Raw genomic sequence first — 22,455 nt, 5'->3', positions numbered from 1 at the left:
GCCCGAAACGCCCTATCGCTAGGCAAGGGACCCCAGATGAGACTGACCGACATATCGCTGGACTGGCTGCTTCCGGGCGCCGTGCTGCTCCTGGGCCTGCTGGCGGCGGTTGCGGTGCTCGCGCGCGGCAAGCGCGCCGGGGACGCCGGGAAGAAGGGGGTGTCGTCCGCCGACGCGTCGTGGGAGCGCAGCGAGGAGCGCCGCAGGCGCAAGGAGACCGTCTACGGCTCGGCCTCGTACGTGCTGCTGTTCTGCTGTGCCGCCGTCGCCGCCGCGCTCTCCTTCCACGGCCTCGTCGGCTTCGGCCGGCAGAACCTGAACCTGACCGGCGGCTGGGAGTACCTCGTCCCGTTCGGGCTCGACGGCGCCGCGATGTTCTGCTCGGTGCTCGCCGTGCGCGAGGCCAGCCACGGCGACGCCGCGCTCGGCTCACGGATACTCGTGTGGACGTTCGCGGGCGCCGCCGCCTGGTTCAACTGGGTGCACGCGCCGCGCGGCCTCGACCACGCGGGCGCCCCGCACTTCTTCGCGGGGATGTCCCTGTCGGCGGCCGTGCTCTTCGACCGCGCCCTGAAGCAGACGCGCCGCGCGGCGCTGCGCGAACAGGGCCTGGTGCCGCGGCCGTTGCCGCAGATCCGGATGGTGCGGTGGCTGCGCGCGCCCAGGGAGACCTACAGCGCCTGGTCGCTGATGCTCCTGGAGGGCGTGCGGACCCTGGACGAGGCGGTCGACGAGGTGCGCGAGGACAAGCGGCAGAAGACGCAGGACCGGATGCGGCGGCGCGAGCACGGGAAGCTGGAGCGGGCGCAGCTCCGGGCGCTCAGCCGTGGCAACCGCGCCTTCGGCGGGCGCGGCGGACGGCAGGTGGAGGTGCCCGCCGTGACGGCCTCGGCGGGTGCCGGGCAGAGCGGCACGGACCCTGCCATATCGCCCGGGAACGCGCCCCCGGAGCTCTCGCAGGACCAGCTTCCGCTGCGTTCCAGGCCCTCGCTCCAGGCCGTCAGGGGTGGGACTGAACCGCAGTCGCCTGCCACCGTCGACCTGACGGCGGAGGACGACACGCAGGCGCTGCCCCGGCTCGACTCGCTCGAACGGAAGCTCAAGGACCTTGAGCAGCAGTTCGGCTGAGGCCCCGGCTCCGGCCGCGGGAGGTGCGGCGGCACTGTCGTGACGCGGACGTCACGCGGTGCCGCCGTCCAGTTCGAACCACACCACCTTTCCCGCCCCGCCCGCGCCGAGCATCACCACACCCCAGGCGTCCGCGAGGGACTGCACCAGCACCAGGCCCCTGCCGTTCGTACCGTCGTCGGCGATCGGTACGCGCAGCTTCGGCTTGCGCTCCGCGTCGTCCCGCACCTCGACGCGCAGGCCGCGCGGGCCCACCGTCGCCGTGACTTCCGCGTCGCGGTCGGTGTGCACCAGTGCGTTGGTGACGAGCTCACTGGTGAGCAGTTCGGCGATCTCCGATCTTCCCGGCCTGCCCCAGTGGCTGAGCAGTTCACGCAGCGCCCGCCGGGTCTCCGGCACCGCCTTCAGATCGGCTTTGCCCAGCATGCGCTTGAGCTGTCTCGGCGGTCCCTCCCCCGGTACGGCTCCGTTCGCGCCGGCTTTCTCCGTACGTGTCATGGAGACCCCGCCCCTCGTCGGGCTGCCCCCCGCTGCCTGCCTCTTCATGCCCCCCGCCCACACGCCTATCCCGATGCCTTCCTCGCTCTGGACTCGTGCTGCCCGGTCATTGCCTCGAACGCGTACACGGGGATGCATGCCCAATGGCCATGTCGGCACTCTTGTTGATTCGTCCATCACCCACGGGTGTCCACAGGCCGCGCGGGGAAGGAAGCGTGGGATTCCTTCGGGACGAGCACTGACAAGGAGCCGCCGTGCACGACGACCGACACCTCGTGGAGGGCCGACTGGAACGGGCGATGCGCCAGTTCGTGCGACCGGCGCAGTACGCCGCGCGGTCCCCGCTGACGCTCAGCGCCTGGCACGCGCCGGGTGAGCCGGTGCCCGTGGCGGAGGCGCTGCGAGGGACGTACGAACCCTTCGCGGCCGGTTCCGTCTGGGGAAAGCCCTGGTCGACCAGTTGGTTCCGCCTTGAGGGACAGGTGCCCGCCGAGTGGGCGGGGCGGCACGTGGAGGCCGTGGTGGACCCGGGCTTCTCCGGACAGGGGCCGGGGTTCCAGGCGGAGGGGCTGCTGTACGACGCCTCGGGCGTGCCGCTGAAAGGCATCCATCCGCGCAACCGGCACCTCACGATCGCGGCGCGCGCGACCGGTGGCGAGCCGGTCCGTCTGCTCCTGGAGGCGGCGGCCAACCCGACGGTGCTGCGGGACTTCGAGCCCACTCCGCTCGGTGACGTGCTGACCGCCGGAGATCGCCCCATCTACCGATTCCGCTCTGCCGACTTGGCCGTACTCGACGAGGACGTCTGGCATCTGGTGCTCGATGTCGAGGTCCTCTCGGAGTTGATGCACGAGCTGGACCCGGACCGGGCCGCGCGACACGACATCCTGCGGGCCCTTGAGCGGATGCTGGACGTACTGGATCTGCACGACGTCGCCGGGACGGCGGTGGCGGCCCGCGCGGAGCTGGCCGACGTGCTGCTCCGGCCCGCGCACGCCAGCGCGCACCGGATCTCGGCGGCCGGACACGCGCACATCGACTCGGCGTGGCTGTGGCCGCTGCGCGAGACGGTCCGCAAGGCGTCGCGTACGTTCGCGAACGTCACGGCGCTCGCCCGCGACTACCCGGAGCTGGTCTTCGCGTGCTCGCAGGCGCAGCAGTACGCGTGGGTGAAGGAGCACCAGCCGCACATCTGGGACCGCATCAAGAAGGCCGTGGCGGACGGCAACTGGGCCCCGGTCGGCTCGATGTGGGTGGAGTCGGACGCGAACATGCCGGGCGGAGAGGCGCTGGCGCGGCAACTCGTGCACGGCAAGCGGTTCTTCCTGGACGAGCTGGGCGTGGAGACGGAGGAGGTCTGGCTGCCGGACTCCTTCGGATACACGGCCGCCTTCCCGCAGTTGGCCAAGCTCGCGGGCGCCCGGTGGTTCCTGACGCAGAAGCTGAGCTGGAACCAGACGAACAAGATGCCGCACCACACGTTCTGGTGGGAGGGCATCGACGGCACCCGGGTGTTCACCCACTTCCCTCCCGTGGACACCTACAACGCCCAGTTCCACGCCCGCGAACTCGCGCACGCCGAGCGGAACTTCGCGGAGAAGGGTGGCGCCTCACGCTCCCTCGTCCCCTTCGGCTGGGGCGACGGCGGTGGCGGTCCGACGCGCGAGATGCTGGAGAAGGCGCGCCGGCTGCGCTCCCTGGAGGGCTCGCCGCGCGTCGAGATCGAGAAGCCCTCGGCGTTCTTCCGGGCGGCGTACGAGGAGTACGGGGCGAAGGCGCCCGTCTGGTCCGGCGAGCTGTATCTGGAGATGCACCGGGCGACGTACACGACGCAGGCGAAGACGAAGCAGGGCAACCGGCGCAGTGAACACGCCCTGCGCGAGGCCGAGTTGTGGTGTGCCACCGCCGCCCTGCGCGATCCGTCGTACGCGTATCCGTACGACGCGCTCGACCGGTTGTGGAAGACGGTCCTGCTGCACCAGTTCCACGACATCCTGCCCGGCTCGTCGATCGCCTGGGTGCACCGGGAGGCCCGCGACACCTACGCCCGTGTCCTCGCCGAGCTGGACGCGATCACCGCGGAGGCGGTCCGCCGTCTGGGAGCGGGTGAGGCGTCGGTGCTGAACGCCTCCCCGTACCCGCGCAGTGAGGTGGTCGCCCACGACGGCACGTTGGTGCACGTCGAGGTCGACGGGCTCGGCATCCGCTCCCTGGCCGAGGCCACCGCGCGGACCCGCGGTCCCGGCGCCCATGCCGCGGCGACCCGTGAAGAGGACGCGATCGTGCTGGCCAACGCGTATCTGGCGGTCACCGTCGACAGCGACGGGCTCCTCAGCTCCGTACGGGACCTGACCCACGGCGGGCGTGAGGTGCTGGCGCCGGGGACGCGCGGCAATCTGCTCCAGCTCCACCCCGACCACCCCACCCAGTACGACGCCTGGGACCTGGACGCGCACTACCGACACACCCGCACCGACCTCACGGACGCCGAGTCGGTGGAGCTGGTGGAGGACGGGCCGCTGCGGGTCTCGGTGCGCGTCACCCGCTCCTTCGGCTCGTCGCGGCTCACGCAGGAGTACCGGCTCGCCGCGGACAGCCGCCGCCTCGACGTCGTCACCGACATCGACTGGCAGGAGTCGGAGAAGGTGCTCAAGGCGGCGTTCCCGGTGGACGTGCACGCGGAGCGGTCGGCGGCCGAGATCCAGTTCGGGCACGTGCACCGGCCCACGCACGCCAACACCGGGTGGGACGCGGCCCGTTACGAGATCTGCGCGCACCGCTGGCTGCGGGTGGCCGAGGAGGCGTACGGCGTCGCCCTGCTCAACGACTCGACGTACGGCCACGACGTGACGCGCACGCCGCACGCGCAGGGGGTGGGCACGACCGTCCGGCTGACGCTGCTGCGCGCCCCGCACAGCCCCGACCCGGAGACCGATCTCGGCACGCACCGGTTCACGTACGCGCTGCTGCCGGGCGCCACGACCGGGGACGCGGTGGCCGGGGGCCTCGCGCTGAACCTTCCGCTGCGGATCGCGGAGACGGAGACGGTCCTGCCGCTCGTCACGGTCGACGACCCGGCGGTGACCGTCGAGTCGGTGAAGCTCGCCGAGGACCGCAGCGGTGACGTGGTGGTGCGGCTCTACGAGTCACGGGGCGGACGCGCGACGGCGACGCTCACCGCGTCGTTCCCGGTGGCGGGCGCCGACGAGACGGACCTCCTGGAGCGCCCGCTGAAACCGGCGTCCACCTCGGACACCGGTCTGGCGCTGTCCCTGCGGCCGTTCCAGATCCTGACGCTGCGGCTGCGGCCCGTGTGAGCCGTCTCAGGGGCGGGGGACGTTGCGGAGGTTGGAGCGGGCCATCTGCACCATGCGGCCCACTCCGCCGTCGAGGACGATCTTCGACGCGGAGAGCGCGAAGCCGGTCACCATGTCGGCGCTGATCTTCGGCGGGATGGACAGGGCGTTCGGGTCGGTGACGATGTCGACGAGCGCGGGGCCCTTGTGCTTGAAGGCGTCCTTGAGGGCGCCCGCGAGCTGTTTGGGCTTCTCGACCCGGACGCCGTACGCCCCGGCGGCGCGGGCGACGGCGGCGAAGTCGGGGTTGGTGTTCGTGGTCCCGTACGAGGGCAGCCCGCCGACCAGCATCTCCAACTCCACCATGCCGAGGGAGGAGTTGTTGAACAGGACGACCTTCACCGGCAGGTCGTACTGGACGAGGGTGAGGAAGTCGCCCATCAGCATCGAGAATCCGCCGTCGCCCGACATGGAGATCACCTGGCGGCGGCGGTCGGTGAACTGGGCGCCGATGGCCATGGGCAGCGCGTTCGCCATGGAGCCGTGCGAGAACGAACCGATGACGCGGCGCCGCCCGTTGGGCGAGATGTAGCGGGCGGCCCACACGTTGCACATGCCGGTGTCGACGGTGAACACGGCGTCGTCGGCGGCGAGTTCGTCCAGGACGGAGGCGACGTACTCGGGATGGATCGGCACGTGCTTGTCGACCTTGCGCGTGTACGCCTTCACGACGCCTTCGAGGGCGTCAGCGTGTTTCTTCAGCATCTTGTCGAGGAAGCGGCGGTTGGTCTTGGGCTTCACGCGCGGGGTGAGGCAGCGCAGCGTCTCGCGTACGTCGCCCCACACCGCGAGGTCCAGCTTCGAGCGCCTGCCGAGGTGTTCGGGCCGCACGTCGACCTGGACGATCTTGACGTCCTTCTGCGGCAGGAACGCGTTGTACGGGAAGTCGGTGCCGAGCAGGATCAGCAGATCGCACTCGTGGGTGGCCTCGTAGGCGGCGCCGTACCCGAGCAGTCCGCTCATGCCCACGTCGAAGGGGTTGTCGTACTGGATCCATTCCTTGCCGCGCAGCGCGTGCCCGACCGGTGACTTGATCTTCTCGGCGAACTCCATGACCTCGGCGTGCGCCCCGGCGGTGCCGCTACCGCAGAACAGGGTGACCTTGGCGGCCTTGTCGATCAGCTCGACGAGCTTGTCGATCTCGGTGTCGCCGGGGCGGATGCTGGGCCGCGACGTGACGAGCGCGGTCTCGACGGCCTGGTCGGGGGCCGCCTCGTCGGCGACGTCGCCGGGCAGCGTGACGACGCTGACGCCGGAGCGGCCGACCGCGTGCTGGATGGCGGTCTGGAGGACGCGGGGCATCTGCTTCGGGCTGGAGATCATCTCGCAGTAGTGCGAGCACTCCTGGAAGAGCCGGTCGGGGTGGGTCTCCTGGAAGAAGCCGAGCCCGATCTCGCCGGACGGGATGTGGGAGGCGAGGGCGAGGACGGGCGCCATGGAGCGGTGGGCGTCGTAGAGGCCGTTGATGAGGTGCAGGTTGCCGGGGCCGCAGGAGCCCGCGCAGGCCGTCATGGTCCCGGTGATCTGCGCCTCGGCGCCCGCCGCGAAGGCCGCGGTCTCCTCGTGGCGGACGTGCACCCAGTCGATGGCGCTGTTGCGGCGGATCGCGTCGACGACCGGGTTCAGGCTGTCGCCGACGACGCCGTACATGCGCTTGACGCCCGCGCGGACGAGGATGTCGACGAACTGCTCGGCGACGTTCTGCTTGGCCATGACTCACGTGCCCCTTCGGAACCGATCGCTGCTTGTGGGTTCCATGAGCTCACAAGGGGCGCGGTTACGCCTCCCAAACCGCGGCCGCGGTCCGGTCGTCGGCGTAGCCCTTGACCCGCACCTGGGCGTCGGCGAGGAACGCGGTGAGGCCCGGCGGCTCGTTCTGTGCCCATCTGCTCGCCAGGTGGGCACAGAGGTCGGGCTCGCCGCGCAGCGGCTCGGCCAGGCCCACCGTGCAGAGCAGCAGCGTGTCACCCGGTCGGGCGACGGAGGCCCGGAAGCGGAAGGGGTCGTGGGACGGTTCGGGCGCGGGCTCGTACGGGCTCGGCGGGGTGGTGATCCCCAGGTCCATGGTGAGCCGGTCGCCCTGCGGGGTCTCGGCGGGCGGCAGCGATCCGTAGCCCACGACGGGGGCGCCGCTCCGCTCGTCGGCGCTCGGCACGTCCGGCTCCAGGTTCTGCCACTTTCCGCCCCGCAGCCGGAACAGGCCGCCGTCGCCGACGCCGAAGAACACCCGGGTCCTGCATTCCGGGTCGGCGGGCACGAGCAGGCAGCGCAGCCCCGCCGCGTACTCCTCGGGGTCCAGGCCGCGCTCGGCGGCGACGGCCCGCAGCTTGCCGAGGCTGCGGTCGGTGAGCCGGTGCAGCCCCGACTTGAGGTCGCCGCGGCGGCCCGCCCTGATGTCCTCGGTCAGCCGGGCGTGGCTGCGTCCGACGGCGCGGCCGATCCAGTCGCACGCCTCGGCGGCGGCCCGGTGCGCGCCCGGTGTCGCGCGGGCGCCGGTGGCCATGGCGACGAGGATGAGGGCGCCGGGTCCGCTGCCGAACCGGGCGGTCAGCAGGCTGTCCCGGCGGGGTTCGCCCCGGTAGCGGGCGGAGTCCCCGCGCACGGAGGCGGCGCGCAGGGTGCAGCTTCCGTACCGCGCGCCGTCGAGCACGGTGTCGGCGACGAGCCCGTCGAGCTCGTCCGGATCGGCGACGGGCAGGGCGGTGGGTTCGGCGTCGTAGGTGGGCGGTCCGTCCCCGACGTAGGGGACGGAGGGCGGTGGGGGCGCCGCCACGCTCTCGGGTGCGACGGGGGCGCGGGGTGCGGGGACCGAGCCCGGCGGGGCCGTCACCGCTCCGGCCGAGGCGAAACGGTCGTCCAGGGTGTCCGCGGCCGGGGCCGGTCCGGTGTCGTCGGCGATGTCGGCGGCAGCGTCTTCGTACAGTTGAACCCACCAGTCGTCCGCTCGGTCCTGGCGGCGGGCGGGCCTCTCCCCCTGCTGGCTCATGTCCTCATTGTCCACGGCGCGGGCCGTACGAAAACGGGGCATCGGGAAAATCAGCCGTGCAAAAGGTCCGCCGGGCGGCCCCACCCCCCACGGGAAGGACGCCCGGCGGACCGGTTCAGGTGATCACTCGAACTCACGCACGTCGTAAGCCCGGTTGATCGTGCCGGTGGCCCCCGCGTGGTCCACGGTGGCGGTCCAGGTCTCCCCGCCATCGCCGGGTGGACGTGGAGGTCCTTGCCGTTCTGCCGGGTCTGGAGCACGGGCGCGTCGCCGCCCGCCGGGGGGCAGGGCGGTGGCGGCGCTTGCCACCAGTGCCCCTCCGGCCGGGGCACTCCCCTGTCGTGCCCCGGCCGGAGGGGGCCGCGGTGACGGCGAGGACGGCGGCTGTCGCCGCGCCCAGGACCGTACGCGCTGTCGGGCGCATCGCGCTCCCCCTGTGAAAGCGCAGGTGAATACGGTCCATACGCCATATTCCCGGCGGGTGTCGGTACTGCGGTGACGCCACATTGGCAGAGTGGCGGCCGGTGCGGGGAAGATGGGCGCGGCGGGTTTGTGCCGTGGCCGGTTCCCGCCATCCGGGGGGTCGGAACGGACTGGACGGAACTGCGCGGGAGGGGCATCGCCGCATGCTGGGTGCGATAGGTCTGGACGAGGTGCACGAGTCGGCGTACCGCGCCCTGGTGGCGGTGGGCGCGGCGGACGTGTCCGATCTGGCCCGGCGGCTGACACTCGCCGAGTACGACGCCGAGATCACCCTGCGCCTCCTGGAGCGGCACGGGCTCGCGGCCCAGTCGTCGGCGCGGCCCGGCCGCTGGGTGGCCGCCCCGCCGGGCGTCGCCCTCGGCGCGCTGCTCACCCAGCGCCGGCACGAACTGGAGAAGGCGGAGCTGGCGGCGGCGCTGCTCGCCGAGGAGTACCGGGCGCAGGCCACCGAACCGGCGGTGCACGACCTGGTCGAGGTGGTGACCGGGGCCGCCGCGGTGTCGCAGCGCTTCCTCCAGATCCAGCTCGGCGCGGTCTCCGAGGTGTGCGCGCTGGTCACCGGCAACCCGGTCGCCGTGACCGGCATGGAGAACGAGGCGGAGCCGCAGGCCGTCAGCCGCGGCGTCGGCTACCGCGTCGTCATCGAGCGGGAGGTGCTGTCGCAGCCGTCGGGTCTTACCGAGCTGTCGACGGCGATCCGGCGCGACGAGCAGGTCCGCGTCATGGACCGGGTGCCGACGAAGCTGGTGATCGCCGACGGCGCGCTCGCCCTGGTCCCGCTGACCTCCCGCACCTCGGAACCGGCGGCGCTCGTCGTCCACGCCAGCGGCCTGCTGGAGTCCCTGTCCGGCCTGTTCGAGGCCGTCTGGCGGCAGGCGCTGCCGTTGCGGCTCGGCGAGAGCGGGCAGGTCGAGGAGGCGGAGGGCGCCGGGCCCGACGGCACCGACCTGGAGATCCTCTCCCTGCTGCTGGCCGGGCTGACGGACGTGAGCGTGGCGAAACAGCTCGATCTGGGGCTGCGAACGGTGCAGCGCCGGGTGAAGCGGCTGATGGAGCTGGCCGGGGTGACGACCCGCCTCCAGCTCGGCTGGCACGCCTACGAGCGGGGCTGGGTGTCCCGCTGAGAGCCTGAGCGCCTGTCCTCGATCCCCTTCCCCGGCCCGTCCCCGATCTGCGGGCCCGGCACGTCTGGGGGACCCTTGGGCCATGGGCGCGTGGGAACTCCTGCTGGTCGGGGCCGTGCTGGTGCTCGGTCTGTGCGGGGTGCTGGTGCCGGGTGTGCCCGGGTCGTGGCTCGTGTGGGCCGCGGTGGCCGTCTGGGCGCTGCGTGACCCGAACGCTCTGGCCTGGGGTGTCCTGGTCGGCGCCACCGCCGTCCTGCTCGCCGCGCAGGTGCTGCGCTGGCAGTTGCCGCCGCGCAGGCTGCGACAGGCGGGGGCGACCCGCGCGCTCGCACTCTGGGCGGGCGTCGGCGCGCTCGTCGGGTTCTGCGTCGTCCCGGTGATCGGGGCGATCCCCGGCTTCGTCGCGGGCATCTACGGAGCGGAACGGCTGCGGCTCGGCAGCCACGGGGACGCCGCGGCGTCGACCCGGACGGCCATGCGCGCGGGCGGCACCAGCGTCCTGGCCGAGCTGTTCGCGTGCCTGCTCATCGTGGGGGCGTGGGCCGGAGCCGAGATCTGGGGCTGATCCACCGCGGAGCCGGGCGGGTACGCTGAGCCGAGGCGGGGTGATCCTTCTCGGCCCCGCGCTATCGGGAAGCGTGACTCATGGATTACGTACGGGAGTTGCCTGGCTCCGGGGCGGTCGGGCTGTGGCTGGTTCGGGCGGATGCCGCGGCCGGGGACGGGGTCGGGGTCCTCGACGCGGACGAGCTGCGCCGCGCCGCCGCCTTCGCCTTCGACCGGCACCGGCGGCGCTACCTCACCGCGCATCTGGCGCTGCGCGCCGTCCTGGGCGAGCGGCTGGGCCGCCCGCCCGGCTCGCTGCGCTTCGTCCGCGAACCCTGCCCGGGCTGCGGCGAGCCGCACGGCAGGCCCGCGCTCGCGGACGCCCCGGGCCTGCACTTCTCCCTCTCCCACGGCGGCGACCTGGCGCTGGTGGCGCTCGCCCCCGTGCCGGTCGGCGCGGACGTGGAGGAACTGGCGACGCCCGCGGCCGCCGAGGACGTGACGGCGCTGCTGCACCCCCGTGAGCGCGCCGAACTGGCCGCCCTGCGCGACCCGTCGGAGCGCCGCCTCGCCGTCTCCCGCGCCTGGGTCCGCAAGGAGGCCTACCTCAAGGGGATCGGCACGGGCCTGTCCCGCGCCACCGATCTCGACTACGTCGGCACGCTGGCCGACTCCCCCGGCGCGCCCGGCGACTGGACGCTGCGCGACGTCCCGGTCCCCGAGGGGTACGCGGCGGCGATCGCGGTGAGCCCGGAGGAATCCGGCACCTGATCAGTGCGGCAGGGAACCCTCCAGGGTGAGCAGCCGCACCTTGCGCTCCAGGCCGCCCGCGTACCCGGTGAGGGAGCCGCCCGCACCGATCACCCGATGACAGGGCCGCACGATGAGCAGCGGGTTGGCGCCGATCGCGCCGCCGACGGCCCGCACGGCGACGCCCGAGGCACCGATGCGGGCGGCCACGGCACCGTAGGTGGTGGTGTCGCCGTAGGGCACGGCGTCGAGGACGTCCCACACGCGCCGCCGGAACTCCGTCCCCGTCGGCCGCAACTCCAGGTCGAACTCCTTCAGTTCACCGGCGAAGTAGGCGCCGAGCTGCCGGGTGGCCGCGGCGAGGCGCGCGGGATCGCGCACCCCGTGCCCCTGGAGTTCCTGGACCGTCCGCCCGCCCTTCTGCCCGGGGACGGACAGGGAGGTGAGAGCGCCGGTGGAGTCGCCGGTCAGCAGCAGCTCGCCGAGCGGACTCTCGAAAGTGGTGTAGTACTCGGTCTCGCCGGTCGTGCTCACGACTGTCACAGCTTCTCCAACTGCCTTTCCACAATGAGGTGTTGACGTGCGTACGAGCGCCAGGGCCGCCAGGCGTCCCCGGTGTCGCCGTCGCCGGGGACGGCCACGTCCGGGTCGCCGAGGGCGCGCAGCCGGATCAGGGCGGCGGTGCGCGCGTCCATACCGGGCAGAGCCCGCAGCGCCTGATCGGCGTCGTCGCGGTCGGCGCCCGGGTCGAGCGTCAGGGTGCCGTCCGCGAGGGCGCGGGCGAGCGCGCCGAGCGTGCCCGGCTCGTCGGCGAGGGAGTCCGGCGCGGGGAAGACACGGTGCAGGCCGCCGCAGGGGGCGTCGAGCCGTTTGCCGTACCGCTCGACGAGCCGGGCGGACCGCGCGGGCCCGGCGAGGATCCGTACCGCCAGTTCCTCGGGGTCGGCGGCGCCGGGCGAGCGCAGGCCCGGCCGGGCGGCGACGAGCGGGGCGAGCCGCGGGTCGGCGCCGAGCCGCTCGTCGATCGCGTACGGGTCCGCGTCCAGGTCGAACAGGCGGCGCAGGCGGCCCACGGCCGTGGTCAGGTCCCGCAGATCGGTCAGGTGGATCCGGGCGTCCAGCCAGCCGCCGCGGTGCTCGGTGCGCGCCCCCGGCTGCTCATGACCGGCCTCGTCGACGGAGACGATGCCCGTCCCGTAGGGCAGCCGCAGTGTGCGCCGGAACATGCGGGCGCCCCGCTCACCGGTCATCTCCTCGATGCCGTCGAGGAGTTCGCGTTCGAGCAGGTCGAAGACGGGTCCTGCCGGGTAGGCGCCGCGGTGGGCGAGGCGCAGCGGGATCCCGGCGGTGGCGGCGACGGCGTCGCGTTCCTCGGCCCGGCCGGGCGCGTCGGTGCGCAACTGCGTGGGGGTGCGGGCGTACACCGCGCGCATCGTGTCGTTGAACTGCCGCACGCTGGCGAACCCGGCCGCGAACGCGATCTCGGTGACCGGCAGCGGTGTCGTCTGGAGGAGCACGCGCGCGGTGTGGGCGCGCTGGGCGCGGGCGAGCGCCACGGGGCCCGCGCCGACCTCGGCGGTGAGCTGGCGCTGCACCTGTCGCGCGCTGTATCCGAGCCGCGCGGCGAGCCCGCCGACGCCCTCCCGGTCGACCACGCCGTCCCCGATGAGCCGCATCGCACGGCCGACGACGTCGGCGCGCGCGTTCCACGCGGCGGACCCGGGCACGGCGTCGGGGCGGCACCGGCGGCAGGCCCGGAACCCGGAGCTCTGCGCGGCGGCGGCCGTGGCGTAGAACCGCACGTTGCGCCGTTTCGGGGTGACCGCGGGGCAGCTCGGGCGGCAGTAGATGCCGGTCGTCTCCACGGCGAAGAAGAACTCTCCGTCGAAGCGGGCGTCCCGGCTGCGCACGGCTTCGTAGCGGGCGTCCTCGTCGATCATCACCGTTCCAGTGTGACGCGGGGCGCGCCACCCGGCTGGCGGGAATCGGACATGGCGTTGCCGCCGTCCCCACCGCGGTCGACCGCGGTGGGGACGGCGTCCGTCACATGAGGCGCCCGCGCTTGGCGTCGAGCGCCGCGCGGCCTTGCGCCCCGCGCTGCTTCCAGACCTTGCGCATCTCGATCCGCAGCCTGGCGTCGGTACGGGCGGCGAGCCGCTCGTTCTCCCGCAGCAGCTTGCGGTAGCTGTCCAGCCGCCGCTGGTGCAGCACCCCGTCGGCCAGCGCGGCGAGCACCGCGCAGCCGGGCTCCACGGTGTGGGCGCAGTCCTGGAAGCGGCAGTCCCGCGCCAGTTCCTGGATCTCCGCGAAGACCTGGCCGACCCCGGACTCGGCGTCGTAGAGGCCGACACCGCGCAGCCCCGGCGTGTCGATGAGGACCCCGCCGTCCGGCAGTACGAACAGGTTGCGGGTGGTCGTGGTGTGGCGCCCCTTGCCGTCCAGGTCGCGGACGGCCCGCACCTCCATCAGGTCGGCGCCGAGCAGCGCGTTGGCGAGGGTGGACTTCCCGGCCCCGGACTGGCCGAGCAGCACGGACGTGCCACCGGCCACGACGGCCCGCAGGACGTCGGTGCCGTCACCGTCGTGGGCGCTGACGGGCAGCACCTGGACGCCGGGCGCGGCGGTCTCCACATCGGAGACCAGGTAGGACAGCGTGACCGGATCGGGCACGAGGTCCGCCTTGGTGAGTACGACCAGCGGCTGGGCGCCGGACTCCCAGGCGAGCGCCAGGAACCGTTCGATCCGCCCGAGGTCGAGCTCGACCGCAAGGGACACGGCGATGATCGCGTGGTCCACGTTGGCGGCGAGGATCTGCCCCTCGGACCGCTTGGAGGAGGTGGACCGCACGAAGGCGGTGCGCCGCGGCAGATACGCCTGGACGTAGCGCGGATCGCGGCCTGCCGGGTCGACGGCGCCCCAGTCACCGGTGCAGATGACCTTCATGGGGTCGCGCGGTACGACGTACTCGGTGTCGGCGTGCACGAGCCCGTCGGGCGTGACGAGATCGCAGCGCCCGCGGTCGACGCGCAGCACCCGGCCTGGCACGAGGCCGCGCTCGGCGTAGGGGGCGAACTCGGCGGCCCAGTGCGCGTCCCATCCGTAAGGGGCGAGGACGGGCTGGTCGGAGCCGGAGGACGAAGAGGGCAGAGATGAGGACGAGAGGTGGGACAAGGGGTGACCCTTCGAAGGGCGGCCCCGGCTACGGGTGGAGCACGGATCGGCTCAGCCGGTGGCCACGGAGGTGGTGGTCCTGACGAACTTCCGGATGCGGGCAGCGCCCATCTCGACGACAGTCATCGGTCTCTCCACCTCCTCCTCGCGCACGGCTCTCGGCCATGCCTCACGGCCACGGCTCACGGCTCTCGGCCGGTCGGCCCGGACGGCGACGCCCGGGAACGAGATGACCGTAGCGGGGGGTCGTGGCCACGCGCCACCTGTTTTTCCCGCGCTTGCGCCAGGTTCGGCGGATGCGAGATATTCCTTGACACGAATATTCTCCTGGGGGAATACTAACGCCATGGACGCACTACTCACCGCACTGGCCGACCCGGCCCGCTGGCGGCTCGTGAGCCTTCTGGCCGAGCGGCCCCGCTCGGTCGGCGTCCTCGCGCAGCTTGCGGAGGCACGGCAACCGCAGACGACCAAGCACCTCCAGACGCTCGAACGGGCCGGGGTGGTCATGTCCCGGCGTACGGGCCAGCGCCGTGTCTACGCGCTCAAGCCCGATCCCCTGCGGGATCTGGCGGCCGCGCTCAGCAGACTCGCCGACACGGCGGAGAGGGGCGACAGTGTGCGCGAGGCCTTCGACCGGTACGGGCTCGGCCTGCGCGCGGAGCGGCTCGCCGCGCAGGAGGCGGGGTGGGCGGACGGCCGCTCGTTCCGGTTCCGGCGACCGCTGGCGGTCCACCCTGAGCTGGTGTGGCGCCACCTCACGGACGCCGCCCTGCTGGCCCGCTGGTGGACGCCCGACGACCTCCGCGCCTCCGAGCTGGTCTTCGAGGCACGCCCCGGTGGCCGGATCGTCCAGGAGTACCGCGACGCGGAGGACGCCGACGACTCCGACGTGATCGCCGGGCGCGCGGAGGGGGTCGTCGACGACGTCAGCCCCGGCGAGCACCTTTCCTACCGGCTCTCACCGCGGCTTCCCGACGGCAGCCCCGCGTTCACCGCCCATGTGGACCTGGACCTGCGACCCCGTGACGGCGGCACGGAGCTGGACGTCCACTACCGCGTCACCGACAGCACCGTGGACTCCGCCGACTTCATCGCGGGCATCGAGATCGGCTTCGGTCAGAGCCTCGACAAACTCGCCGCCACCTTCGCGCACGATCCCGGCCCCGGCACGGACACCGAGACCGGCAGCGACAGCGACAGCGACACCGACTCAAGGAGCACGGCATGACGCAGCAGACCGGCGACCGCAGGGTCGTCACCAACATCGCTCTCTCGCTCGACGGCCGTTACGCGAAGCCGGACAACCCGCAGGACATGAGCTGGGTGATGCCCTACGCCGTCACGGACGTCGCCCGCGACCACCTCACCAGCCTGTGGGAGCCGGCGACGACGGCTCTGCTCGGGCGGGTCAACGCCGAGGGCTTCCTCGGGTTCTGGCCGACCGTCATCGGCATGGAAGGTGCCGATCCGCGCGACGAGGGCTTCGCGAAGTGGCTCGTCGACACCGACAAGGTGGTCCTCTCCCGCACGCTCGACGAGGCGCCGTGGGACCGGACGACGCTGGCCGACGGGCCGACCGCCGAGGTGGTGACGGAACTCAGGGCGACCGAGGGCGGCGACATCCTCGTCCTGTCCAGTGCGAGTGTCATCAAGGCGCTGCTCGCGGCCGACCAGGTCGACCGGCTGGCGTTCACGGTCTTCCCCGTCGTCCTCGGCGGCGGCCCCCGACTGTTCGAGGACGGCCTCCCCGCGGGACAGTGGACGCTCGTCAGCCAGACCGCGGGCGACCATGGCACGACGGCCCAGGTCTACGACCGCGTCCGCTGACTCCCGGCTGACTCCCGGCCTCCGCCGACCGGCGGCCCCCGGCCCGTTCGTCACCGGCCCCCGGGCCCGTTCGTCACGCGCTCGGGCCGCCCGGCGCCGGTCACGGTCCGGTCGGCGCGAGAAGGTGCTCGGTCACCCGCCGGACCCGGTCCACCGCCGAGTCGTCGCCGCAGCGCAGCGCCGTGTTCGCGGCGAGGAGGACCGCGTCGAGCTGGAAGGCCGCCAGCTCGGCGTCGGAGAGGGCGGTCGGCGAGGCGTTCGCGTCGGCGGCGTGCAGCAGTTCGCCCGCCAGGAGGGCGCGCCAGCCGCGCTGCCCCGCGAACAGGGCGTCGTGGACCCGGCCGGGGCGACCGTCGAAGGTGGCCTGGTTCGCCGCCCAGAAGCAGCCGCCCGGGAAGAGGGGCTCGGCCGCGTACACGAGCCACGCCTCGACCAGGGCCCGCAGCCGCGTTGCCCCGCGCGGCGCCGTGAGGGCGGGGCGGACGACGGTCTCCTCGAACACGCCGCGCGCACAGTCGGCCGTGGCGACCTGCAGGTTCTCCTTCGTCCCGAACAGGGTCTGCACGCCGCTCTTGCTGACGCCGAGATCGGTGGCGAGCACCCCGAAACTGAGCCCGTCCAGGCCGTCCAGCGAGGCGACATCGACGGCCCGGCGCAGGATCGTCCGCCGAGACCGCTCCCCGCGCAGCAGCCGCCTGTCCGCCGTCCCCTCCACCGCCCCGCCTTCCGCTTCACCCATGGACCTCATCCTGCCAGACCCCTTGCGATATACGTACGTACGACCGTACGTTTTCTTCATGACCTTACTGGACTCCTCCGACTGCCCGGGCTCCCTGGACGCCGCTCGCATGCTGAAGCTGGCGCACGGCCTCGCGGTGGCCAAGAGCCGTCAGGACGTGGCCGCGGCCATGCGGTACCTCCACCACGACATGACCCTGGAGGCGCCCGCCTTCGGCACCGCGGCGCACGGCCCGGAGGCGAACCGGGCAGCCCTGACCTCGTTCTTCACGTCCTTCCCCGACTACGAGATCGCCCTGGAGGGCCACGCCGTCGGCACCGGTGCGCTGGTGTGCTGGGGGACGGCGCTGATGACCATGACCGGTGACCGGTTCGGGGTGACGCCGAACGGGCGGCAGGCCCGGTTGCCGGTGTTCATCCGGTTCGGCTTCCGGGACGGCCTGATCGCGAGCGAGCGGTTCTGCTTCGACCTGGCCGAACTCTGCGCGCAGTCAGGGGTCTCCACGGACACCGTCCGCGCCACGCTGTCCGGCCAGGGCAGCGGAGGGGGGCGGTGAGCACGGCGTTCGACCCGCGGGTGAGGGAGGTCGCCGAGCCGCGCACGGTCCGGCTGTTCGACATGGTGGACGACCTCGCCCCACGGCTGGACATGGGAGCGGGACCGCTGGGGCGCCGGGTGTTCTTCGGCGCGACCGGCGGACGGTTCGAGGGGCCCCGGCTGCGCGGCGAGGTACTGCCCTCGGGCGGCGACTGGGCCCTGTTCCGCTCCGACGGCTCGATGGCGCTCGATGTGCGGCTGACCTTGCGCACCCACGACGGGGAGCTGCTGCACATGACGTACAACGGGCGGCTGATCACCCCGCCCGGGGCCCGGGCCGACGTGGCCGACCTCGCCCGGCGCCACCTCGTCGACCCGGCGCGCTACTACTTCCGCACGAACCCGCTCTTCGAGACGGGCTCCACCCGCTACGCGTGGCTGAACGACATCGTGTGCGTCGCCACCGGCTACCTGGTGGAGGGCGGCGTCGCCTACCGGGTGTCCCAACTCCTCTGACGCCCGCCCCCACCGGCTCTCAGACCGGCAGGCCCCGGGGCTCCTTCACGCGCTTCATGATGATCTGCGAGTTCACCTCGGTGACCCCGTCGAGCGTGGTGAGGCGCTCGATCCACAGCCGTTCGTACGCGGCCAGGTCGGCGACCGCGATCCGCAGCAGACAGCCCGGACTGCCGAAGAGGCGGTACGCCTCGATGACGTCCGGGATGTCCTGGAGGGCGCGTTCGAACGCCTCCACCGCCGCGCGGTCGCGCCGCACCTCGATGGAGACCAGGACCTCGAAGCCGCGCCCCACGGCCGCCGGGTCCACGATCGCGCGGTACCCCTGGATCACGCCGTCCTTCTCCAGTTGACGGACGCGGCGCAGACAGGGCGACGGGCTCAGTCCGACCCGCTGGGCCAGCTCCTGATTGCTCAGCCGGCCGTCGCTCTGGAGCTCGCGCAAGATATGCAGATCGATCCGGTCCATGACGCAATTGTGCGCCACGTCTTCGGCGCCGACCGGGCAGGATTCGCAATCCGATTGCGCCCTTGTCGATTTATCCTTGCTGAAGATCGAACGTGTATGCGCCCCGCCCCGGCGCCGTACCCGTACACCCGCACCTTCGCGAGGCAGCCTCATGGAACGCATCCGCGCCCCCAAGCGCATCACCCTCATCAGCACCGGCGGCACCATCGCCAGCCGCTGGCAGGGCACCGGTTACGCCGCCGACGCCGGCGGGGACACCGTCCTGGCCAGCGCCGCCGTACCGGACGGGGTGGCGGTCGAGGTCGTCGACCTGTTCAACGTGAACAGTTCGCGGATGACCAGCGAGCGACAGCTCGCCCTCCTGCGCACCGTCCGCGAGGTCCTCGCGGACCCGGCGGTCGACGGCATCGTCGTCACGCACGGCACGGACACCCTGGAGGAGTCCGCGTTCCTGCTCGACCTGCACCACGACGACCCGCGCCCGGTCGTGTTCACCGGCGCCCAGAAGCCGCTGGGTGCCACCGACGGCGACGGCCCGGGCAACATGTACGACGCGCTCCAGGTCGCCGCCTCCGTGCGGGACCTGGGCGTCCTCGTCGTGTTCGACGGCCGGGTGCACGCCGCGCGCGGCACCGTGAAGACGCAGACGCTCGCCGCGAACGCGTTCGCCGACCCGTCGGCCGGTCCGCTCGGCCGGCTCGGCTTCGGCCGGGTCGACATCCGCACCGCGCCGCGGCGCCCGGAGCCGCTGCCCGCACCCCGGGACGGGGCTCCCCTCCCCCGCGTCGACGTCGTCATGCACCACAGCGACGCCGACCCGGCGCTCTTCGAGGCCGCGCTCGCCGCGGGCGCGCGGGGCATCGTCCTCGTCGCCACCGGCGCGGGCAACGCGACGCCCGACTTCGTCGACGCGGTCGCCGCGGCCGTGCGGCGCGGTGTCCTGGTCGCCGTCAGCACGCGCGTCCCGGCCGGGCCGCTCGCCGAGATCTACACCGGCGGCGGCGCCGTCGACCTGGTCGCCGCGGGCGCGGTGCTCTCCGGCACGCTGCGCGCGGGCCAGACCCGGATCGCCGTACTGGCCGCGCTCCTGTCGGACGCCGCCCCGGCCGCCCGCCCCGACCTGCTGCGCCGGCTGATCGCCGCGCCGCTCCCCCAGGACGACGCGGCGGCCGAAGAGGCGGCGTGAGCCACCCGGCGCCCGCTCAGACCTCCACGGCCTCCTCGTTGGGCGCGAGGCTGTCCATGAAGGAGCTGACCGAGAAGACGGCTCGGCCCGCACCGGCCGGGCCGTAGCCGGGCGGCGACGAGAGACCGAAGTCGTCCATGGTCGAGCGGTACGCGTCCAGGAGCCGGATGTGGTACTCCAGCGGCGCGCCCTGCGGGTTGGCCTTGCCCAGCGGCGTCGTCGGCTCGGGGCACCACGTCGTGAAGCGCGGCGTGATGCCGTGCGACATGAAGAAGCGCAGGCCCTCGGTGGTGGAGGCGATGGCCTCGTCCACCGTCTTGAAGCCGAACGGCTCGGCCATCTCGACGCCCGCGACGAAGTTCGGGATGACGTTGCGCGCGCCGAAGACCTCGGTGGAGTCGAGGATGCGCTTGTGCCACTCGTCGCGGCCGACGTAGCGCTCCTTGCCGGGGCAGTACATCTTGAACAGGTACTCGTCCCACACCTCGAAGTTGGGGTGGTAGATCTGTACGCCGTAGTCCTTGAAGCGCTGCACGTCGTCCTTGGGCAGCGCCTGCGCGACGACCTTGCCGATCCAGCGGCCGGGGAAGTGCTCCTCGATGGCCTTGGCGTACCGCCCGTAGAAGTCCGCCTCGTCCAGGCCCTGGACCTTCGACGTGATCGCGCCACCGGTCAGCGTGTACGCGGTGGAGGTCTTCGCGGTGTCGTACTGGTCGATGATCGAGAGGGCTTCGAGGACCTCGTCGACGTCCTTGACGCCCGTGTACGGGCGCCCGGCGGCCTTGTGCTGGCGCCAGTTGTGGTTGATGTCGCAGTACTGGCACTCCTCCTTGGCGCCGAAGTACTGGCAGACGCGGAACGCGGTCAGGTAGATCAGGTAGCCCCACTGGATGGTCGGGGCGACCTCCATGACCGACTTCCCGTTGGAGAGCTTGTGCCGGTAGTACTCCGGCATGGGGGGCACGCCCACGTCGGCGATGCGCCTGCCGTCGAGGTAGAGGCCGAGCATGCCGGACTCGTCGGCGGCGACCCGGTAGGGGGAGGCCGGGTTGACGCGGACCGAGACGACCGTGCGGCGCAGGTCGTAGGGGCCGCCGGTGAGGACGATCTCCTCGGGCGGGCGGCGCAGCGCCGCCTCGCCGAGTTCGGGCAGGGTGCCGTGGTCGAAGGAGAAGATGAAGTACGACTTCGGCTTGACCTCGCCGTCCTCGTTGTCGCTCAGCGCCGACGCGTCGAAGGCGACGCCGCCGCGCAGCAGGTCCTCCTTGAAGACCGCCTCTTTGGGAACGTGCGGGAAGCGCTCCATCAGGTCCTCGACGAGTGCCGTACGGCTCTGCATCCCGTTCTCCTTGCTTCTACGACTGGCTGCTGCGACACGCCGCTGCGACCCGCCGCCAGGACGGTTCCGCGACGGTCACAGTTCGACACCTCACGGTATGCCCCCGCTTGTCGCTCCTTTCTGGCGGGTCCCCGCTCCCGGCCGACGCCTCCTCCGGGCGCGGTGATCGTCCGGAGGTCGCGGCCGGGTTCTCAGCGGTGCCGGAACCAGGTCTGGGCGTCCGTGGGGGCGCCGTCGTGGTCGAAGAGGGCCTGGTTCTCCCAGGCGTTGCCGCTCGACGGGTCGGTGGGGTCCCAGCCGTTGCCCGCGACGGCGGTCCAGGTGGCGTCCCACCAGTAGGCGCCCAGGCCGAGGCCGTTCGGGACGGCTTCGACGACGTTCAGCAGGTCGCGGAACCAGGCGGCCTGGCCCGCCTCGGTGGCCGCGTACCCGGGGACCAGCTCGGACTCCTGGTCGATGACGTTCTCCCAGGTGTCGTCGTCACGGAAGGTGAACGGGTACGCGGTCTCGGCGACGTAGAGCGGCTTGCCGTAGCGCGTGGCCAGGTCGTCCGTGTTGGCCTGGAGGTCGGACAGGGCGCCGTGCCAGTAGCCGTAGAAGGACAGGCCGATGACGTCGAAGGGGACGCCGTACTTCACGGCGTTGTCGAACCACGCGCGGTAGAGGGCGTTGTCGCCGCCGTTGGCGAGGTGCAGGGCCACCTTGGTGGACGGTGAGACCGCCTTCGCGGCGTTGGCCCCTGACGTCAGCAGGCCCGCCAGTTGCGCCCAGTCGGAGGTGGATCCGGCCGGCCAGAGCATGCCCGCGTTGAGCTCGTTGCCGATCTGCACCATGTCGGCGGGGGTGCCCTGGGCCTTCAGCGCGTTCAGGACGTCGTACGTGTGCTGGGAGACGTCCGCCTTGAGCTGGGCGAACGAGTGTCCCGACCAGGCCGACGGGATCGTCTGGGCGCCCGGGTCGGTCCAGGTGTCGGAGTAGTGGAGGTCGACGAGGAGCTTCATGCCCGCGGCCTTGACGCGCTTGGCCATGGCGAGGGTGCGGGCCTTGTCGCAGTAGCCGTCGGCGGGGTCGACCCAGACCCGCAGGCGGGCGTGGTTCATGCCGGCTGCGGCGAGGACGGCGACGGCGTCGGCGGTGGCGCCGGAGGCGTTCTTGTAGCGCGCGCCCTTGTCCTCGTTCTTCTTCAGTGACGAGATGTCGGCGCCCTTGACGGTGAGCTTGGTCGAGCCCGCCGTGAGGGTGATGTCGTCGAAGTTGGCCCAGTTGCCGGCCTTCGCGTCGGAGCAGAGGCGGACGGTGACCGTGCCGTCGGTGACGGCGACGGAGGTGACGAGGCGGATCCACCGGCCGTTCGGGGTGGGCGGCAGGTCGGTGCGCTGCTCGCCCGCGGCGCTCTTCAGCGCTATGTACGCGGAGTTCTGGCCGCCGCTGGAGCGGACCCAGGCGGTCAGCTTGTACGTGCCGTTGGTGAGGCCCGTCAGGTACTGGTAGGTCTCGACCTTGTACGCCGAAGCCGCGTAGTGGGCGAGGCGGTACCCGCCGCTGCGACCGCCCGCCTCGTGGTAGGAGGCGGCGGTGGTGCCGTAGGTGGACCAGCCGGTGGTGCCGCTCTCGAAGCCGCCGTTGGCCAGGGTGCTCGCCGCGTGCGCGCGGCTCGGCAGGGCGAGGGTGGCCGCCCCGGCGAGGGCCGCGGCCAGGACGGCTCTGCGTGTCGTGGTGGTCGTTGCCGTGGTGCCCGTGCTCGTGGTGCCGTGCATCGTCGGTGTCCCTTCGACGTCGCTGTCTGTGGGCGGGTGG

The 22,455-nt window shown here is 72.6% G+C and carries 20 protein-coding genes; 10 read left to right on the top strand and 10 right to left on the bottom strand.

The genetic code is table 11. From position 1 onward, the window contains the following. The first annotated feature begins 36 nt into the window (after positions 1-36). Positions 37-1,128, top strand: a complete 1,092-nt coding sequence (locus ACIRF8_RS16145; protein ID WP_404215190.1) for a DUF2637 domain-containing protein — start codon at positions 37-39, stop codon at positions 1,126-1,128. Between the two features lie 51 nt (positions 1,129-1,179). On the opposite strand, the gene ACIRF8_RS16140 is transcribed toward ACIRF8_RS16145, so the two are convergent. Next, complete coding sequence (locus ACIRF8_RS16140) at positions 1,180-1,626, bottom strand: ATP-binding protein (protein WP_404215188.1); 447 nt, start codon at positions 1,624-1,626, stop codon at positions 1,180-1,182. A gap of 254 nt (positions 1,627-1,880) precedes the next feature. On the opposite strand from ACIRF8_RS16140, the gene ACIRF8_RS16135 reads away from it, so the two are divergent. Further along, a complete protein-coding gene (locus tag ACIRF8_RS16135) occupies positions 1,881-4,943 on the top strand; it encodes an alpha-mannosidase (protein WP_404215186.1) in 3,063 nt (1,020 codons plus the stop codon). Positions 4,944-4,949: 6 nt separating this feature from the next. Here the strand turns inward: ACIRF8_RS16135 and ACIRF8_RS16130 are convergent, their stop codons facing one another. Next, positions 4,950-6,695 carry a pyruvate dehydrogenase gene (locus ACIRF8_RS16130; RefSeq protein ID WP_404215184.1) on the bottom strand — a complete coding sequence of 582 codons (1,746 nt, stop codon included), beginning with the start codon at positions 6,693-6,695 and terminating at the stop codon, positions 4,950-4,952. A gap of 64 nt (positions 6,696-6,759) precedes the next feature. Continuing rightward, a complete protein-coding gene (locus tag ACIRF8_RS16125) occupies positions 6,760-7,968 on the bottom strand; it encodes a protein phosphatase 2C domain-containing protein (RefSeq protein WP_404215182.1) in 1,209 nt (402 codons plus the stop codon). Between the two features lie 626 nt (positions 7,969-8,594). Here ACIRF8_RS16125 and ACIRF8_RS16120 point away from each other — a divergent pair. From ACIRF8_RS16120 to ACIRF8_RS16110, 3 genes are all read left to right on the top strand, one after another. Next, positions 8,595-9,575, top strand: a complete 981-nt coding sequence (locus ACIRF8_RS16120) for a helix-turn-helix transcriptional regulator (RefSeq protein ID WP_404215180.1) — start codon at positions 8,595-8,597, stop codon at positions 9,573-9,575. Positions 9,576-9,657: 82 nt separating this feature from the next. Next, positions 9,658-10,140, top strand: coding sequence for a DUF456 domain-containing protein (locus tag ACIRF8_RS16115; protein ID WP_404215178.1), 483 nt, complete (start codon positions 9,658-9,660; stop codon positions 10,138-10,140). An 80-nt stretch (positions 10,141-10,220) separates the two neighbouring features. Continuing rightward, entirely contained in the window at positions 10,221-10,892 is a 672-nt protein-coding gene (locus ACIRF8_RS16110) for a 4'-phosphopantetheinyl transferase family protein (protein ID WP_404215176.1), read from the top strand. Here the strand turns inward: ACIRF8_RS16110 and ACIRF8_RS16105 are convergent, their stop codons facing one another. The 3 genes from ACIRF8_RS16105 to rsgA all read right to left on the bottom strand — a co-directional run bounded on the left by ACIRF8_RS16105 (position 10,893) and on the right by rsgA (position 14,042). Beyond that, positions 10,893-11,405 carry a methylated-DNA--[protein]-cysteine S-methyltransferase gene (locus ACIRF8_RS16105; RefSeq protein ID WP_404215174.1) on the bottom strand — a complete coding sequence of 171 codons (513 nt, stop codon included), beginning with the start codon at positions 11,403-11,405 and terminating at the stop codon, positions 10,893-10,895. 5 nt (positions 11,406-11,410) lie between these two features. Beyond that, positions 11,411-12,811 (bottom strand): bifunctional transcriptional activator/DNA repair enzyme AdaA, encoded by a 1,401-nt coding sequence (locus ACIRF8_RS16100; protein WP_404215906.1) that lies wholly within the window; start codon positions 12,809-12,811, stop codon positions 11,411-11,413. Between the two features lie 103 nt (positions 12,812-12,914). Then, the gene (rsgA, locus tag ACIRF8_RS16095) at positions 12,915-14,042 is read right to left on the bottom strand and encodes a ribosome small subunit-dependent GTPase A (RefSeq protein WP_404215172.1); all 1,128 of its coding nucleotides are present in this window, start codon (positions 14,040-14,042) and stop codon (positions 12,915-12,917) included. A gap of 346 nt (positions 14,043-14,388) precedes the next feature. On the opposite strand from rsgA, the gene ACIRF8_RS16090 reads away from it, so the two are divergent. After that, positions 14,389-15,273 (top strand): metalloregulator ArsR/SmtB family transcription factor, encoded by an 885-nt coding sequence (locus tag ACIRF8_RS16090; RefSeq protein ID WP_404215170.1) that lies wholly within the window; start codon positions 14,389-14,391, stop codon positions 15,271-15,273. Beyond that, positions 15,270-15,872 (top strand): dihydrofolate reductase family protein, encoded by a 603-nt coding sequence (locus ACIRF8_RS16085; RefSeq protein WP_404215168.1) that lies wholly within the window; start codon positions 15,270-15,272, stop codon positions 15,870-15,872. Before ACIRF8_RS16090 ends, ACIRF8_RS16085 begins: the two co-directional genes overlap by 4 nt. 100 nt (positions 15,873-15,972) lie before the next feature. Here the strand turns inward: ACIRF8_RS16085 and ACIRF8_RS16080 are convergent, their stop codons facing one another. After that, positions 15,973-16,611 (bottom strand): TetR/AcrR family transcriptional regulator, encoded by a 639-nt coding sequence (locus ACIRF8_RS16080; RefSeq protein WP_404215166.1) that lies wholly within the window; start codon positions 16,609-16,611, stop codon positions 15,973-15,975. A gap of 58 nt (positions 16,612-16,669) precedes the next feature. Here ACIRF8_RS16080 and ACIRF8_RS16075 point away from each other — a divergent pair, with 58 nt between their 5' ends. Both ACIRF8_RS16075 and ACIRF8_RS16070 read left to right on the top strand, forming a co-directional pair. Next, positions 16,670-17,167 carry an ester cyclase gene (locus ACIRF8_RS16075; protein WP_404215164.1) on the top strand — a complete coding sequence of 166 codons (498 nt, stop codon included), beginning with the start codon at positions 16,670-16,672 and terminating at the stop codon, positions 17,165-17,167. Beyond that, on the top strand, positions 17,164-17,664 hold the full coding sequence (locus ACIRF8_RS16070) for a DUF3237 domain-containing protein (protein WP_404215162.1): 501 nt from the start codon (positions 17,164-17,166) through the stop codon (positions 17,662-17,664). The genes ACIRF8_RS16075 and ACIRF8_RS16070 overlap by 4 nt, the downstream gene beginning before the upstream one ends. Before the next feature lie 19 nt (positions 17,665-17,683). Here the strand turns inward: ACIRF8_RS16070 and ACIRF8_RS16065 are convergent, their stop codons facing one another. Further along, positions 17,684-18,133: an Lrp/AsnC family transcriptional regulator gene (locus ACIRF8_RS16065; protein WP_404215160.1), complete on the bottom strand. Its 450-nt coding sequence runs from the start codon at positions 18,131-18,133 to the stop codon at positions 17,684-17,686. Between the two features lie 151 nt (positions 18,134-18,284). Between ACIRF8_RS16065 and ACIRF8_RS16060 the strand changes: the two genes are divergently transcribed. Continuing rightward, complete coding sequence (locus ACIRF8_RS16060) at positions 18,285-19,319, top strand: asparaginase (RefSeq protein ID WP_404215158.1); 1,035 nt, start codon at positions 18,285-18,287, stop codon at positions 19,317-19,319. Positions 19,320-19,335: 16 nt separating this feature from the next. On the opposite strand, the gene ACIRF8_RS16055 is transcribed toward ACIRF8_RS16060, so the two are convergent. Together ACIRF8_RS16055 and ACIRF8_RS16050 are read right to left on the bottom strand one after the other, a co-directional pair. After that, positions 19,336-20,658 (bottom strand): radical SAM protein, encoded by a 1,323-nt coding sequence (locus tag ACIRF8_RS16055; RefSeq protein WP_404215156.1) that lies wholly within the window; start codon positions 20,656-20,658, stop codon positions 19,336-19,338. Positions 20,659-20,849: 191 nt separating this feature from the next. Then, a complete protein-coding gene (locus ACIRF8_RS16050) occupies positions 20,850-22,415 on the bottom strand; it encodes a glycosyl hydrolase 53 family protein (RefSeq protein ID WP_404215154.1) in 1,566 nt (521 codons plus the stop codon). Positions 22,416-22,455: the final 40 nt, after the last annotated feature.

It is taken from the genome of Streptomyces sp. NPDC102406, assembly GCF_044765725.1.
Lineage (GTDB): Bacteria > Actinomycetota > Actinomycetes > Streptomycetales > Streptomycetaceae > Streptomyces.
This window is presented reverse-complemented; position numbering and strand designations above follow the sequence as displayed.